Origin of the sequence: Paenibacillus sp. R14(2021) (assembly GCF_019431355.1) — a bacterium.
Lineage (GTDB): Bacteria > Bacillota > Bacilli > Paenibacillales > Paenibacillaceae > Paenibacillus_Z.
The window spans coordinates 3,744,388-3,759,352 of the sequence record NZ_CP080269.1 but is presented as its reverse complement, the minus strand read 5'-3'; the positions used below and the strand labels follow the sequence as shown (position 1 = coordinate 3,759,352).

Genomic DNA, 14,965 nt, shown 5'->3' with positions numbered 1-14,965 from the left:
AAAGTCAAGATTGCTATTTATAAAGAGGGGCAAAATTGTGTATGATAGTAGGATAAGAATTTTAGCTGGGAAAGGTTGGTCGCAATGGAGAATAAGACATCATCCTCTAACTTTATTAAAAATATCGTGACTGACGACCTGCAGTCCGGGAGAGTAAACGAAGTCATCACGCGTTTTCCGCCGGAGCCGAACGGTTACCTGCACATCGGCCACGCCAAATCGATCTGCCTGAACTTCGAGCTTGCCGATGAATTCAAAGGTAAAACCAATTTGCGGTTTGACGATACGAATCCCGTGAAAGAAGATACGGAATATGTGGAAGCGATCCAGGAGGACGTCCGCTGGCTCGGTTTCGAGTGGGACGACCTTCGTTTCGCTTCGGATTATTTTGAAGAGATGTACGAGCGCGCGGTTCTGCTGATCAAGAAGGGCAAGGCATTCGTCTGCGACTTGTCCGCCGAGCAGATGCGCGAGATGCGCGGCACGCTCACCGTGCCGGGCCAAAATAGCCCGTACCGCGACCGCAGCGTGGAAGAGAATCTTGACCTGTTTACACGCATGCGCGCAGGGGAATTCAAGGATGGCGAACGGATTCTCCGCGCCAAAATCGACATGGGCTCGCCGAACATTAATTTGCGCGACCCGGCTCTGTACCGCATCGCGCACGCTCATCATCACCGGACCGGCGATGCTTGGTGCATCTATCCAATGTACGATTACGCGCATCCGATCGGCGATGCCATCGAAGGCGTTACCCACTCCATCTGTACGCTGGAGTTTGAGGATCACCGTCCGCTGTATGATTGGGTTATCGCCGAATGCGAGATGGAATCCACGCCGCATCAGTACGAGTTTGCACGCCTGAACGTCACGAACACGATCATGAGCAAGCGATACCTCAAAATGCTCGTCGACCAAGGCGTCGTCGACAGCTGGGACGATCCGCGCATGCCGACGATCAGCGGCCTTCGCCGCAAGGGCTTCACGCCGGAGGCGCTTCGCGCATTCTGCCGAGAGATCGGCGTGGCGCGCGCATACAGCATCGTGGACGAGCGGATGCTGGAGTTCTTCATCCGCGAGGATCTGAAGCTGAAGGCGCCGCGCACGATGGCCGTGCTGCAGCCGCTGAAGGTAGTCATCACCAACTATCCGGAAGGGCAAGTGGAGATGCTGGAAGCGGAGAACAACGCCGAGAACGAAGAGATGGGCAGCCGCCAAATCCCATTCTCGCGCGAAATCTTCATCGAGCAGGACGATTTCATGGAGAACCCGCCGAGCAAGTACTTCCGCTTGTTCCCGGGCAACGAAGTGCGTCTGAAGAACGCGTATTTCATCCGCTGCGAAGAGGCGATCAAAGACGCGGACGGAAATGTCGTCGAGCTGCGATGCACGTACGATCCCGAGACGAAGAGCGGATCCGGCTTCACCGGCCGCAAAGTGAAAGGCACGATTCACTGGGTGGAGGCATCCCAAGCAGTACCTGCGGAATTCCGGTTGTTCGAGCCGCTGCTCACCGATGAAGAAGGGAATGCGGACAAAGAATTCCTGGAGCGCATTAACCCGAACTCCTTGACGAAGCTGCAGGGCTTCGTGGAACCGAATATGAAGGGTGCCAAAGGTCAAGACAAGTTCCAGTTCTTCCGCCACGGCTATTTCAATGTCGATTCCAAGCTGTCGGGCGCCGAGAGCATCGTATTCAACCGGATCGTATCGCTCAAGAGTTCATTTGATCCGAAGGCTTGATCACGGAGCCGGGAATTTATAATTGTTAGATTGCATGCATAGAGGAAGCTGCCCCATTCAAGTGGGGCGGCTTCTTTTTTTGCACGCGGGAGGGGCTTCTTTCCTTTCGTTTCGCCGGACGCTATACTTGGATCAATATTCAGGATGGAATTGGATGGAGAATGGAATCTGGTGAGGGGGATTGTATGGCGGTCGAGGAGCTTACAGGCATTATTCTGGCAGGCGGGCAAAGCTCCCGCATGGGACGTGACAAAGCACTGCTGCCCATCGAAGGCAAACCGCTGCTGCAGACGATTGCGGAACGGATGCTGCAGCTGGGGATGCGGCGAATTGTTATCGCATCGGGCACGCCGGAGCGCGAGGCGACTTATGCGTCCTTGCTGCCTAAGCTGCCTGCGGAGGTTGCCTACGCCGCCGACCGCTTCCCGGACTGCGGGCCGCTCGCGGGACTTCATGCGGCGTTGTCACTTCTGCCTGGCGGCGCCTACGGCTTTGTCATGGCCTGCGACATGCCGTATATCTCAGAGACGCTGCTAGAGCGGATGCTGCAGGCAGCAGTGGCGGCTGGAGGTCGCCTTACCACAGAGGGAAGCACACGTATAATCACGGGGCCGCAAGTCATTCGAGTGGAAAATCAGCCGTTCCATGCGCTCTATCATGCGAGTGCTGCGGCGGAGCTTGCACAGCGGCTGGCGCGGAAGGAGCTGCGGATGATGTCGCTGCTCGGCGCGCTGCGCTCGGTTCAAGTTCCGATTTATGAGGCGGAGGAAGCGGCATTCCTGAATTTGAACGCGCCCGAACTCTACGAGCAATATATTCGAAGTCTCCAGCATTAAACCGCAGGTGCTGCGGCACGTTCCCGTACAATAGCAAACGCCCCCATTCTCGCAAGCCGTATCGCTGTGCGGGTCTAGGGGCATTTTCAAACGCCATGGAACTTATGCCGCGTGGTCAAACGAACGCAGTCCCCCGGGTTTGAGCGGGATTCTCTTCTATCGAAAACCCTCCTCGAACATGCGAGGCGGGGGTGATCCTCAGATGGACAGGAAATGATTACGATGCGATGCTGTCTGGCATGCTGGCATCGACGCGGGCTTTGCCGCCGCTGCCGATCCATGTTTTCTTCCAAGCTCCTTGGATCACGAAGATGAGTACGACGCATACAAGCGCTACGCCGCTAAGAATGAGAAAGCCGGGCGTGTACGTGCCGGTGGACAGCTTCAGGTTCCCGAGGATTTTCGGCAGGAAGTAGCCGCCGAGACCGCCGGCTGCGCCGACAATGCCGGTAACGATGCCGATTTCGTTCTGGAAGCGCTGCGGAACGAGCTGGAACACCGAGCCATTACCCATGCCGAGCGCCATCATGCCGATAAACAAGAGGACGATAATGACTGGCAGCGTCGGAAGGGTGGAGATGCAGGCCATCATGATCGCCACGATCGCATACAGTCCCATCAGCATCCTTATGCCGCCGACACGGTCAGCGAGCCACCCGCCGACTGGACGGAAGAGACTGCCGGCGATGACGCATACAGTCGCAAAATCCGCCGCGCGTACCGGGCTTAGTCCGTATTGCGTATTGAAGAAGATCGTCAGGTAGTTGGCCATGCCGACGAAACCGCCGAACGTCACGCAGTACAGCGCGCAGAATACCCAGGTGTCGCGCTGGTTGAGCACCCTGCCGTAATCGGAGAGCTTGCGCGGAGCCGGTTGGTTAGGGCTGTCCTTGGCTAGGATGGTGAAGACGATGAAGACGAGCGCGATAGGAATCAGCGCAAGGCCGAATACGACGTGCCAAGTACCATAATGTGCCGCAATCCGGTTGGCGAACAAGGTGGAGAATACAGTACCGCTGTTTCCTGCCCCGGCGATGCCCATGGCGAGACCTTGGTACTTCGGCGGATACCAGCGGCTTGCCAGCGGGAGCGCAGCGGCGAAGGATGCGCCGGCAATACCGAGCATGAGCGCCACAATGTACAGCTCGTTAAGAGAATCGACGAATTTCCAACCCCAGACGAGAGGCACCATCGTGAGCAGCAAGCCTAACTGCCCGGTACGCTTAGGTCCAATAACATCTGTCAGATAACCTAACACAAGACGGAGGATTGATCCGCCGAGAACGGGCAGCGCGACCAAGTTCGCTTTCTGTGCGGCATCCATTTGGAAGTCGCTCATAATGATGACGGCCAGAGGGCCGAGCAGCGACCAGACCATAAAGCTCATATCGAAATACAAAAAAGCGCTAAACAACGAAGGACTATGTCCACTCTTCATAAAACTTTTGCGGTCCATCATAGGGAAAGCTCCTCTCCAAGGTGAAATTCTCATTTTCTTGCAGGATTCTTCACGGGCGATTAACGGTGGAAACGGTTCGCTCCATCATTCAGCGTGCTTGCAGACGCTGCTGATACAAGAAAAGGCCGCATCGCAGTCAAAGAACTGCAATACGGCCTCTTTGCCATCGGCTGTGCACGTCGGTGTGCAAGCCAAGTTATTGTTCGATACACGTCATTGTGATCTTAGTTGCATTATAGAGTTAACGTAAACTACGTGTCAATATATCTAACACACAATTATTTTCGCTGTCAGCCGTGAATGAGCTGATACACTTTCACGATGGAGGCGGAGATATCGCCGATCCGTTTGCGCTCGTTCATGGCCTGCTTGCGCAGAAAATCATAAGCTTCCGCTTCCGTAATGCCTTTGATTTCGCACAATACGGCTTTAGCCTGATCAATCCACTTCCGTTCCTCGATCCGCTGCATCAGCTGCTCGCGCTCGGCGGCCCAGCGTTTGCGCTGCTGGAAAACACGGGACCCCCATTTCAGCGCAACACTCATTTCCAGGCTGTTCATGGAACTGAACAGTACGCCGTCTAATGTAAAACCCCATTCCATTTCTTTAGGCATGGTACTCTCTGAACATAGCCACATCGTGGGCAGCCGTCTCATGCCGGCAATCGTAGACTGCACGTCGTGCATGGTTTCGCTCGGAACGTGCATAACGACGGCATCAACGATGCTGATGAAGCCTTTGGCATCATTGATATTGGATGCGCGGTGAAGCGACTTGCAGCATTGCTGCAGGCTATGCATGGAAACAGGGGGTCTTCCAATCTCTAGAAACAGAATTGATTTCATCATTGGTCACCTCATTAGGCTTGGGGTCGTGCGTGGCTTCCGTAATCCGGCTTGGTAAACGTGTAATAAAATATAACATACCCTGCCTCTAACTGTCGACAAATATCGTTCGTAATACGATATAATCTTCCATGGGTGCATATGAAGTAAGGAACGGTATTCATTTGTAAGCGATGAGTGGTTATTTGATGTTAGAAATGTTGACATAGATCTTAATACGATATATACTGAGGCCAAGATCTTCGAACGACGGCACAATGGCGTGCCCTCACGATCCGGCAATGGAGCCTATCACACGCGTCAATGTTTTTTGACTGCGGGATGGGCTTTTTATGTTTTTAAGGCAGTCGGTAAGGGCAATGAAGTCATCAGAATTCCAATATAAGCGATAAAGCAGCAAGGCAAGGGAGCTTTGTGATAGCCGTTCAACGGTCGTTCTGCATCAAGGAAACAATGGAGTCTACGGGTTCCGCAAAAACTTGGCTTATGCTTCCGAAGTGAGTTTTTGCTTCCGAAGAAGTTGCTTAAGGAAGGTTTCGCAAAAACTTTTAGGAGAGATTGCCATGAAAAAGAAATTAGTCATGATTGGAAACGGCATGGCAGGCGTTTCCTTTGTTGAACAATTGCTGAAGCTTAACCCGAACCGCTATGAAATTGTCATTATCGGCTCCGAGCCGCATCCGAATTATAACCGCATCATGCTCTCCTCCGTACTCGCCGGGGATGCAAGCATGAAGGACATTATATTGAACGACTGGAATTGGTACCGCGACAACGGCATCCAGCTGCTGACGGGCCAAGAGGCCGTATCGGTGGACGCGGAGGAGCGGACTGTTACAACAAACGCAGGCGTTACACTTGCCTACGATGAGCTGGTGTTCGCAACGGGCTCGGTGCCGTTCATGCTCCCGCTGCCTGGCGCGGACAAGGAAGGCGTCATCGCCTTCCGCGATATCAAAGACTGCGAGACGATGATGGAGACTTCGAAGAACTATCGCAAAGCGATCGTCATCGGCGGCGGCCTGCTTGGTCTAGAGGCGGCGCGCGGCCTGATCAACCTGAACATGGAAGTCGCGGTCGTGCATATCAACAAGAATTTGATGAACCTCCAGTTGGACGAAACGGCGTCCCGCATGCTGAAAGCGGAGCTGGAGAGCCAAGGCATGAGGTTCCTTATGGAGCATAAGTCCGCACGCATCACCGGCAAGGAGCGCGTTACGGGGCTGACCTTCGAGGACGGCACGCATGAAGCGGCGGACCTGATCGTTATGGCGGTCGGTATCCGGCCGAACGCGCGGCTGGCGAAGGAAAGCGGCCTTGAAGTGAACCGCGGTATTGTCGTCGACGACCATTTGCAAGCGAGCATCCCGAATATCCATGCCGTCGGCGAGTGCGCCGAGCATCGCGGCTTGACCTACGGGCTCGTGGCCCCCTTGTATGAGCAAGGCGCGGTTCTCGCGAAGAAGCTGGCCGGCGTCGACAGCGGCGGCTATCATGGCACGGTGCTCTCGACGAAGTTGAAAGTGTCCGGCGTCAACGTATTCTCGGCGGGCCGTTATACCGACGAACCCGGTACGAAGGCGCTCCGCGTGCAGGATGACCTGGACGGCGTGTATAAGAAAGTCGTCTTCGAGAACGGCAAAATCATTGGCACCGTGCTCTTCGGCGATACGAGCGACAGCTCGCGGCTGTTCTCGCTCATCCGCAGTGGCCAGGATTTTACGGGCAAAGAAAAGGAAGTGCTGTTCGGACCTTCGGGCGGCGGCGGAAGCAAAACGCTTAGCATGGAAGATCTGGTAACGGCCATGAGTGGCGACGAAATCGTCTGCGGCTGTAACGGGGTTACGAAAGATACATTAGTAGAAGCGATTACGGAGAAGGGCTGCGTCAGCCTTGGCGAATTGAAGGCTTGCACCAAGGCATCTGCAGGCTGCGGCGGCTGTAAACCGCTCGTGGAAGCGATTCTGACGACGACGCTCGGCGCCGATCAAGTAACGAAAGTGAAGGAAGGCATCTGCGGCTGCACGACGATGTCCCGCGATGAAGTGGTGAACGCAATTCAGCAAATGCGTCTGACGACGACGAAGGAAGTTATGCACGTCCTGGAATGGCATAATCCCGAAGGCTGCTCCAAGTGCCGTCCTGCCTTGAACTACTACCTGGGCATGGCGTTCCCGGAAGAGCACGGGGATGAGCCGGAATCCCGCTTCGTCAACGAACGTAACCATGCGAACATTCAGAAGGACGGCACGTTCTCCGTCGTTCCCCGTATATATGGCGGCGTAACGACGCCGGAGGATCTGAAGCGGATCGCCATCGTTGCTGAGAAATATCAGGTGCCCCTTGTGAAATTTACCGGCGGGCAGCGGATCGACTTGCTCGGCGTGAAGAAAGAAGACCTGCCGGGCATGTGGAAGGATCTCGATATGCCATCCGGCTATGCATACGGCAAATCGCTGCGTACGGTCAAAACCTGCGTAGGCAATACGTTCTGCCGCTTCGGCACGCAGGATGCCATCAAGATGGGCATCGACCTGGAGAAGAAATTCGAGCGTCTGGATACGCCGCATAAAGTGAAATTGGCCGTATCCGGCTGCCCGCGCAACTGTGCGGAAGCGACGATTAAAGATCTTGGCGTCGTGGCAATCGACGGCGGCTGGGAGCTCTACATGGCCGGCAACGGCGGTACCCGCGTCCGCGCTGCGGACCTGCTGGTTAAAGTGAAGACGGAGGAAGAAGTGCTGGAGTGGACGGGCGCTTACCTGCAATATTACCGCGAGACGGCGAATTACTTGGAGCGTACGAGCGAGTGGGCGGTGCGCGTCGGTCTGGATACGGTCAAGAAGGCGCTTGAGAAGAAGGAAGACCGCGATGCGCTGAATGCCCGCATCGACAAAACGCTGGATTTGATGCAGGATCCTTGGAAGCAAATCATCGAGAACGACGATTTGCGCGTTGCCTTCGATGCACTGACGGCTAAAGGCGCCGTGAATCCGGAAGCGGCTGCGGCGAATGAGTCCAAATAAGCAGGATGACCACTAGAAGAGACAATGCTGCCGCCTCGGCGGCAGCGTAAAGGAGCAGGAGAACGATGAACGAAGTGATTGTGGGACATATTTCTGAATTTCCCGAGCGTTCTGGCCGAGTTTTTCGGATGGGGACACTGGAGCTGGCGATGTTCAAGCTGTCCGACGGAACGGTCAAGGCGATTGACAATCTGTGCCCGCATAAGCAGGGCAAGCTTTCGGAAGGCATCGTATGCGATCATCATGTCTTCTGTCCGCTTCACGACCGGAAGATCAACCTGCACGACGGCCTTGTGCAAGCGCCTGATGACGGCTGCGTCGAGACGTACCGCGTTGAAGTGGACGGCGGAGGTATTGTGATCTTGTTTCTGAAAGACGGCTTGGGAACGAAGGTTTCCTAAGCGCAGGCGGAAGCTGATTGAGATGAAGCGTTCGAAGTGAGCAGGCTTAAGGATGGGGGCGGTGGCGATGGCGCGATTGGAAGGGAAGGTCATTGCGGTGACAGGTCCGCGCAAAGCGGACGATCTCAGCAAGATAGTAGCCAAATTCGGCGGTTCGGCGATTCTGCGGCCCGCGCAAGGCACCGTCTTTCTAGACGATACCCAGATTGAGGCGCAGCTGCGGGCCCTCATTGCGCAGCCGGCGGACTGGCTCGTCTTGACGACAGGCGTAGGGACGGACGCGCTGCTGCAGACGGCGGAACGGCATGGGCTGACGGAGCCGCTGCTGCAAACGCTCGGCGGCATGAAGATTGCCGCCCGCGGCTACAAGACGGTCAACGCGCTTCGCAAGATCGGCATCGCCCCAGCGGTGCGAGACGATGACGGAACCACGGCTGGTCTGCTGCGCGCCATGGGGGATTGCGAGCTGCATGGCAAGCGCGTGGTGCTTCAGCTGTATGGCGACCCGTCTCCGCGCATCATCGGCGAGCTGGCTGGCCGCGGCGCGCTGTGCGAGGAATTGCTGCCTTACCGGCATATTCCGCCGGAGGGCAATGTTGTCGAGCAATTAATCGAAGAAATTATCGCTGCGGAGGTCGACGCTGTCACGTTCACCAGCACGGTGCAGGTACGATACGTCATGGGCTGCGCGGCTAAGCTAGGCAGACTAGATGAGATTCGCGCTGCTTTCTCGGGCGCCGTCCTGGCGGTTGCGGTTGGCAAAGTGACCGCGGAAGCGATTCATGAGGAAGGCGTGCGGCGCGTGCTGTTCCCGGAAGAGGAACGCATGGGCAATATGGTTGTGGCGATGAGCAAGTTCTTCGGCGAATCCGGCGGTCATTACGTTGCGTAGGGAGGCTGTCCGGACGTAGTGCTCTTGAATATCGTTTATCTATAGGCTATCTTGAAGAGCTCCTCTGAAATAAGAGGGGCTCTTCTGCTATAATCGGTTTGAGTAAACGATGGCGAACGCGTAGACGGCGCCAAGGAGGCAGAGACAATGGCGGCTGTGAAAGTGGAAGACGCTGCGGCTTACAGCGCTGAGCTGCAGACCTTGCTGCGCGGACATCGCGATGCCGAGACGGCTGCGGGTATGACGGCATATATGCGAAACCAGTTTTCCTTTCTCGGTATCCGGACGCCGGAGCGGGCCGCGCTCACGAAGACGTTCACCAAGGTGCACGGCTTTCCGCAGGGCGAAACGCTGGAAGCGGTTGTGAGAGACCTGTGGGCGCAGCCGGAGCGGGAGTTTCATTATACCGCTATGGTGCTGATGGAGAAGCGCAAGAAGCAGCTGCCGCCTGAGCAAACGGCGCTGCTCGAAATGCTGATTACGACGCATGCTTGGTGGGACACGGTCGACCTGCTGGCTGGTCATTTTGCAGGCGCCCTCTTCGCGATGCATCCGGAGCTTATTCCGGCCTATACGGAGAAATGGATTGCTTCGGACAACCTGTGGCTGCGGCGCAGCGCGATTTTGTTCCAGCTCGGCTACAAAGGGCGCACGGACGCGGCGCTGCTGTTCGCGCTGATTAGGCGCACGGCGCATGAGGAGGAGTTCTTCATCCGCAAGGCGATCGGCTGGGCGCTTCGGGAGTACGGCAAGACGGATGCGGGCGCGGTTCGCGCATTTGTACGGGAGACGCCGCTGTCGCCGCTTAGCGTCCGCGAGGCGCTCAAGCATATTGGTGATTAGGCATGAAATGGAATTGACGACTGCCGAAATCCGTGCTATTCTTAATTCCAACAAAGTAGGTAGGAATTATAGGGAATAAGGTGGTGCCAATGATGAATCATACCATAACAATTAAGAGCGGCGATATCGAACTAGCCGGTGTGCTTCAATATCCGGCCGTAGATGCAGGGGTTAAGCGTCCCGCCAAACTTCCGATCGTCATTATTGCCCATGGCTTTATCGGCAATCGGATGGGGACGGACCGGTTGTTCGTCGAAGCGGCGGAACGCTTGACGAGCAGCGGCTACTTGGTGCTTCGCTTCGATTACGGCGGCTGCGGCGAGAGCACCGGCGACTACGGCAGCGGCGGCCTGGATGAGCTGATTGCGCAGACGCGCACGGTGATCGACTATGCGCTCAGCCTGGATCTCGTCGATGCAGAGCGCCTTATCCTGCTCGGACACAGCCTCGGCGGCGCTGTTGCGGTGCTGACGGCAGCCCGCGATTCGCGGGTGAAGTCGCTTGTACTGTGGGCGCCGGTCGCCCACCCGTTCATGGATATTCGCAATATCATTGGTACCAAAGCGATTGAAGAGATCGAAACGGCCGGCAAGGCGGATTATATGCACTACCTGTTCACGAAGCGGTTTACCGACTCGCTGGCACAGTATCAGCCGCTAACGGAGCTTCGCGGGTACAGCGGCGATGTCTTGATCGTGCACGGGACGGCCGATACGGTCATTCCGGTCGACTACTGCTTCTTATATCAGAAGATGTTCTGGCTTCGCAAGGAAGGCAATTGCGATAAAGAAGTGATTTTGCAGGGGGACCATACGTTCTCGAGCAAAGCTTCCCGCGATGAGCTGTTCGGAGCTTCGCTTCGCTGGATCGATACGATCGGCAAGCGCCGCAGCGATTGGAGTCTGTGGACGATTTAATCGATCATACGTTTGAGCCGTTTTCACTCCGAGTTAGTGAAGACGGCTTTTTGCGTCTTCTTGGACTGCGGAATTTTGAGGGGGACTGCAACAAAATAAGGTTCCGTCTTCGTACATTAGGGTATGACTAGGAAGACAACGAAGAAACGAGTGGTGATTCACATGAGAAAAACACAGCTTGCCGTCTTGGCGCTTGCCTTGGGCGTCATGAGCGGCTGCGGTTCCGCCGGCAGCGGAAGCGGGGGGACGTCTTCAGCATCCCCAGGGCAAGGGACAACGCCGGTCAAACAAACAACACCTCCGAAGCCGTCCGAGGGAACATCGGCGCAGCCGCCTTCGAAGCCGCCATCCCAGCCGGTGCAGCAGGTGCCGACAACGGAGGAATTGATCGCGCTGAAGCTGCAGAAGATGTCGCTTGACGAGAAGCTTGGCGCAATGATTATCGCGGGGCTGGACGGTACCGCGCCAAGCGCGCAGGCGAGAGCCATGATCGAGAAGCAGCATATCGGCGGTTTTATTTTCTATAAAGGCAATGTTACGACGCCTGCCGGCGTGGCGGCTTACACCAATCAGCTGAAAGCATGGAACAAAGTGAACCATTCGCCGCTGTTCATTTCCGTGGATCAGGAGGGCGGACGGGTGAGCCGGCTTCCCGGCTTGCTGAAGCTGCCGACGGGACGGTCGATCGGCGATACGGGTGATGTGTCGTATGCGGGTACGATCGGCGGCGTGCTGGGGAAAGCGAGCAAGCTGATGGGCTTTAACGTGGATTTTGCCCCGGTGCTCGACATTAACAGCAATCCGGCCAATCCCGTCATCGGCGACCGTTCCTACGGCACGACCTCGAAGCGGGTTACGCAGATGGGCCTCGCTGTCATGGACGGGATTCAGGATGCAGGCGTTATTCCGGTAGTGAAGCATTTTCCAGGGCACGGCGATACGTCGGTGGATTCCCATCTCGAGCTGCCGGTGGTAAATAAGAGCCTGGCGCAGCTAAAGGCGTTCGAATGGGTGCCGTTCAAGGCTACCGTCCAGAATGGGGTAGACATGGTGATGGTTGCGCACATCCTTTTCCCGAGAATCGATAAGAATGTTCCGGCTTCGCTATCGAAGACGATTATTACGGATGAGTTGCGCGGGCAGCTGGGCTATAAAGGCGTTGTCATCACAGACGACATGACGATGGGTGCGATCTCGAAAAATTTCGGGCTTGCGCAGGCGGCGGTCACGACGGTGAAGGCAGGCAGTGATATCGTGCTGCTCGCGCACGGGTACGAGGATGCCGCCACCGTGCTGACGGCATTGAAGCAGAGCGTGAAGAAGGGCGACATCTCGGAGAAGAGAATTAATGAGAGTGTCAAACGCATTCTGGCACTGAAGATGAAATACAAGCTGAGCGATGCGAGAATTCCCGGCAACCCTGACGTGAGCGGCGTCAATGCGACGATCAAAAAGGCAGTCGCGGCGCATTAAGCCAAGGCTTCGGGTTAAGCTAGACGTATACGAGTCGTTCTGGGCAGGTGCGCTCCTCGCGTGCCTTCAGAACGGCTCTTTTCGTCTCTTGCCAAAAAGTCAGGCTGGCTTATTTGGCCTGAATTGGCTATGATCGAATAATTACATGTGCATTCCTTCACACTAACGTGAAGGGAAGAGTCAATCTACGTCAAGGAGGTACTCATCATGCCGGCCATAGATGAAAGCATTGTTTCCCTGTTGGATCAAAACATCGAGACGATTAAAGGCAAGAACGGAACGATTATTTTGGTAGGTCCCATCAACCTGCCTGTCAATTTAGACGGAGAAACGGTTCTCTTCAAATGGTACTGCTGGCTGCCCTGTAAGGATCTCGTTCATACAGAAGGCGGCTGCAAAGAGACAGAGCGGACGGAATTTATCATCGAGCAGCTATCGGCGTCCAATTTGGCGGAGAAGCAGCAGTCGAGCGTGCTGGTGCACGGGGATTTTGAGAACAGTCCCGAAGCGCTCATCCGCATGCACAGCATTTGCCATACGGGCGATATCTTCGGCAGCAAGCGATGCGACTGCGGATTCCAGCTGCATCAGTCCATGAAAATGATTGCGTCCCACGGCGCGGGTGCGCTGTTCTACTTGTCAAACCACGAGGGCCGCGGCATCGGGCTGTTCAGCAAAGCGATGGCGTATCTGCTGCAGGAGAAGGGCTATGATACGGTGGAAGCGAACCTGGAGCTCGGCTTCAAGGACGACACGCGCAGTTATGACGATACCTTGCTTGTGCTGAAGCATCTTCGCAGCAAGCCGGTGACGCTGATTACGAATAATCCGCGCAAGCTTGAAGCACTCAAGGCGTCCGGCATGAATGTGGATGGCCGGATTCCGCTGTGGGGAGATATATCGGAGTTTAACCGCAAATATTTGGAGACCAAAGTCAATCGTTCCGGGCATTTTAACGAGGAATTAACGATACCGTAAGGCAAGAACGAAGACCGGGCGATGGCCCGGTCTTTTTTTGTTTGCCTCAGCCGCCGCGGGGTGCCCACAGCATGATGGACACACCGGCGATGCAGACCGCAGCGCCGATCCAGTCGTAGAGATCCGGCGTTTTGCGGTCAACCAGCCAGCCCCACAGCACGGCGAGCACGATGAACACCCCGCCGTAAGCGGCGTATACACGGCCGAAGGACGGGAAGCTTTGCAAGGTGGGAATGACGCCGTACGCGATCAGGATGAGGCTGCCGACGAGCCCGAACCAGAGCGGCTTGGCTTCCTTCAGCCACAGCCAGACAAGGTAGCCGCCTCCGATTTCAGCGAGTCCGGCCAGAAGGAAGAGTAAGATGGTGTTCATCATCAGGAGAGGCTCCTTTCGGCCGTTACGTGTGCATGCGGACAGTCAGATTGGGGAAGGCGGTCATGATTTCTTCGGCGCGCTGCATGATTTGCCCGCTGTCGAACGCACCGGTGAAGAGCTCGGCGTCCGGCTCGAGAGTGACGCTGGTGCCGGTCTCTCCCGTAACGCCGATCGTCAGCGGCGGGTGCTGAGGGATGCCGTGCTTATAGCTCTGCCGCACAATGACGCCTTCGCGGCGCGCTTCGACCTGCAGCCTGGACGTCATGGCATTGACGACGGCGATGTTGATGCCTTTGGCGCTTCCCGGCACGGTTACTACCGCACCGCGAATGAATAGCTGCTGGAGATCGGTCATAACGGTATGGAGCCAGGTTTTACCCGTACCGGAGAGCAGCGAAACAGGAATGCCTCGGCTGTTGTCGGCAATCGTGACGGTGCCGTCCGCATGCAGAAATAGATTCACCTCCGAGCAAAATCCGGCTTCATGCTCCATGATGCTGTTCTCAAGCACAGCCCACAGCAGGATATGGGGATCGTATTTACCGGCTGATGCGCTGCCTAAATAATCGCCGGCTTGGTCGCGCACGGCCGTCATATCCAAGTAATCGCTCGTTTCCCGCAGATCATGCGATGCGGAAAGCAGCAGCAGAATGGGAAGCAGCCGCGAAGGCTGTACGGTGTAAGCGCCGCCTCGTTCTTCCTGCTGCAGCAGGTCGGCGCCGGCGAGCGCCTTGATATGATGGTAGAGCTGCCCGGTCGTGCCCATTTGCAGCTGCTCCACGAGAGCGGCCCCCGTCTGCGGCTTCCCGAGCAGCGCTCGAAGAATATCGAGCCGCTGCTTATGACCGAGCGCCGCCAGAATCTTCGCCGTGCTTTCGCTGTCGAACTGCAGCAGCTCCTCGGCAGCCCGCTCCTGAGCTTCCCATTTAAGCAGGCCGTCTCCCTGACGGAAGGAACCGGCGAAATGGATGGTCCCGCGCGGCGAATCTTCCGCGGCTCCGGCCGCAATCGCTTCCGTCCTCGGCCGGGTGCCGGTTATGCGGTCCAGCTGCTCCTGCAGCCGTTCGAACTGTTCTTTCAACACATCTAATTCGGTGCCATAATCCCGTTGTTGATTCATGGACTCACCTCGAATAATTATTATTTAATTACGTAATTACATAATAATATAAAATG

Annotated in this window: 13 protein-coding genes; 9 read left to right on the top strand and 4 right to left on the bottom strand. The window is 56.1% G+C overall.

Going from position 1 to position 14,965, the window contains the following annotated elements:
- Window positions 1–84: 84 nt before the first annotated feature.
- Both KXU80_RS17490 and KXU80_RS17485 read left to right on the top strand, forming a co-directional pair.
- Window positions 85–1,743 carry a glutamine--tRNA ligase/YqeY domain fusion protein gene (locus KXU80_RS17490; RefSeq protein WP_219834497.1) on the top strand — a complete coding sequence of 553 codons (1,659 nt, stop codon included), beginning with the start codon at window positions 85–87 and terminating at the stop codon, window positions 1,741–1,743.
- Between the two features lie 185 nt (window positions 1,744–1,928).
- On the top strand, window positions 1,929–2,579 hold the full coding sequence (locus tag KXU80_RS17485) for a molybdenum cofactor guanylyltransferase (RefSeq protein WP_219834496.1): 651 nt from the start codon (window positions 1,929–1,931) through the stop codon (window positions 2,577–2,579).
- Between the two features lie 217 nt (window positions 2,580–2,796).
- Here the strand turns inward: KXU80_RS17485 and KXU80_RS17480 are convergent, their stop codons facing one another.
- Together KXU80_RS17480 and KXU80_RS17475 are read right to left on the bottom strand one after the other, a co-directional pair.
- Window positions 2,797–4,035 carry a nitrate/nitrite transporter gene (locus KXU80_RS17480; protein ID WP_219839096.1) on the bottom strand — a complete coding sequence of 413 codons (1,239 nt, stop codon included), beginning with the start codon at window positions 4,033–4,035 and terminating at the stop codon, window positions 2,797–2,799.
- 293 nt (window positions 4,036–4,328) lie between these two features.
- The gene (locus KXU80_RS17475) at window positions 4,329–4,886 is read right to left on the bottom strand and encodes an ANTAR domain-containing response regulator (RefSeq protein WP_219834495.1); all 558 of its coding nucleotides are present in this window, start codon (window positions 4,884–4,886) and stop codon (window positions 4,329–4,331) included.
- A 560-nt stretch (window positions 4,887–5,446) separates the two neighbouring features.
- Here KXU80_RS17475 and nirB point away from each other — a divergent pair.
- The 7 genes from nirB (at window position 5,447) to KXU80_RS17440 (ending at window position 13,413) form a co-directional block, all read left to right on the top strand.
- Complete coding sequence (nirB, locus tag KXU80_RS17470; protein ID WP_219834494.1) at window positions 5,447–7,909, top strand: nitrite reductase large subunit NirB; 2,463 nt, start codon at window positions 5,447–5,449, stop codon at window positions 7,907–7,909.
- 65 nt (window positions 7,910–7,974) lie between these two features.
- Window positions 7,975–8,310, top strand: coding sequence for a nitrite reductase small subunit NirD (nirD, locus tag KXU80_RS17465; protein WP_219834493.1), 336 nt, complete (start codon window positions 7,975–7,977; stop codon window positions 8,308–8,310).
- Window positions 8,311–8,377: 67 nt separating this feature from the next.
- Complete coding sequence (locus tag KXU80_RS17460) at window positions 8,378–9,202, top strand: uroporphyrinogen-III synthase (protein WP_219834492.1); 825 nt, start codon at window positions 8,378–8,380, stop codon at window positions 9,200–9,202.
- A 147-nt stretch (window positions 9,203–9,349) separates the two neighbouring features.
- A complete protein-coding gene (locus KXU80_RS17455; protein WP_219834491.1) occupies window positions 9,350–10,045 on the top strand; it encodes a DNA alkylation repair protein in 696 nt (231 codons plus the stop codon).
- An 89-nt stretch (window positions 10,046–10,134) separates the two neighbouring features.
- Window positions 10,135–10,962 carry an alpha/beta hydrolase family protein gene (locus KXU80_RS17450; RefSeq protein ID WP_308858100.1) on the top strand — a complete coding sequence of 276 codons (828 nt, stop codon included), beginning with the start codon at window positions 10,135–10,137 and terminating at the stop codon, window positions 10,960–10,962.
- 162 nt (window positions 10,963–11,124) lie between these two features.
- Complete coding sequence (nagZ, locus tag KXU80_RS17445; protein WP_219834490.1) at window positions 11,125–12,435, top strand: beta-N-acetylhexosaminidase; 1,311 nt, start codon at window positions 11,125–11,127, stop codon at window positions 12,433–12,435.
- Window positions 12,436–12,642: 207 nt separating this feature from the next.
- Window positions 12,643–13,413: a GTP cyclohydrolase II gene (locus tag KXU80_RS17440; protein ID WP_219834489.1), complete on the top strand. Its 771-nt coding sequence runs from the start codon at window positions 12,643–12,645 to the stop codon at window positions 13,411–13,413.
- Between the two features lie 46 nt (window positions 13,414–13,459).
- Here KXU80_RS17440 and KXU80_RS17435 read toward each other — a convergent pair whose 3' ends face one another.
- Both KXU80_RS17435 and KXU80_RS17430 read right to left on the bottom strand, forming a co-directional pair.
- On the bottom strand, window positions 13,460–13,789 hold the full coding sequence (locus tag KXU80_RS17435) for a YnfA family protein (protein WP_219834488.1): 330 nt from the start codon (window positions 13,787–13,789) through the stop codon (window positions 13,460–13,462).
- A gap of 22 nt (window positions 13,790–13,811) precedes the next feature.
- Window positions 13,812–14,909: a helix-turn-helix domain-containing protein gene (locus tag KXU80_RS17430; protein WP_219834487.1), complete on the bottom strand. Its 1,098-nt coding sequence runs from the start codon at window positions 14,907–14,909 to the stop codon at window positions 13,812–13,814.
- Between the last annotated feature and the right edge of the window lie 56 nt (window positions 14,910–14,965).

What these genes read in the sequence shown, in the direction of transcription:
- KXU80_RS17490 (WP_219834497.1), top strand. Translation starts at nt 85, where the DNA reads ATGGAGAATAAGACATCATCCTCTAACTTTATTAAAAATATCGTGACT.
- KXU80_RS17485 (WP_219834496.1), top strand. Translation starts at nt 1,929, where the DNA reads ATGGCGGTCGAGGAGCTTACAGGCATTATTCTGGCAGGCGGGCAAAGC.
- KXU80_RS17480 (WP_219839096.1), bottom strand. Translation starts at nt 4,035, where the DNA reads ATGGACCGCAAAAGTTTTATGAAGAGTGGACATAGTCCTTCGTTGTTT.
- KXU80_RS17475 (WP_219834495.1), bottom strand. Translation starts at nt 4,886, where the DNA reads ATGATGAAATCAATTCTGTTTCTAGAGATTGGAAGACCCCCTGTTTCC.
- nirB (WP_219834494.1), top strand. Translation starts at nt 5,447, where the DNA reads ATGAAAAAGAAATTAGTCATGATTGGAAACGGCATGGCAGGCGTTTCC.
- nirD (WP_219834493.1), top strand. Translation starts at nt 7,975, where the DNA reads ATGAACGAAGTGATTGTGGGACATATTTCTGAATTTCCCGAGCGTTCT.
- KXU80_RS17460 (WP_219834492.1), top strand. Translation starts at nt 8,378, where the DNA reads ATGGCGCGATTGGAAGGGAAGGTCATTGCGGTGACAGGTCCGCGCAAA.
- KXU80_RS17455 (WP_219834491.1), top strand. Translation starts at nt 9,350, where the DNA reads ATGGCGGCTGTGAAAGTGGAAGACGCTGCGGCTTACAGCGCTGAGCTG.
- KXU80_RS17450 (WP_308858100.1), top strand. Translation starts at nt 10,135, where the DNA reads ATGATGAATCATACCATAACAATTAAGAGCGGCGATATCGAACTAGCC.
- nagZ (WP_219834490.1), top strand. Translation starts at nt 11,125, where the DNA reads ATGAGAAAAACACAGCTTGCCGTCTTGGCGCTTGCCTTGGGCGTCATG.
- KXU80_RS17440 (WP_219834489.1), top strand. Translation starts at nt 12,643, where the DNA reads ATGCCGGCCATAGATGAAAGCATTGTTTCCCTGTTGGATCAAAACATC.
- KXU80_RS17435 (WP_219834488.1), bottom strand. Translation starts at nt 13,789, where the DNA reads ATGATGAACACCATCTTACTCTTCCTTCTGGCCGGACTCGCTGAAATC.
- KXU80_RS17430 (WP_219834487.1), bottom strand. Translation starts at nt 14,909, where the DNA reads ATGAATCAACAACGGGATTATGGCACCGAATTAGATGTGTTGAAAGAA.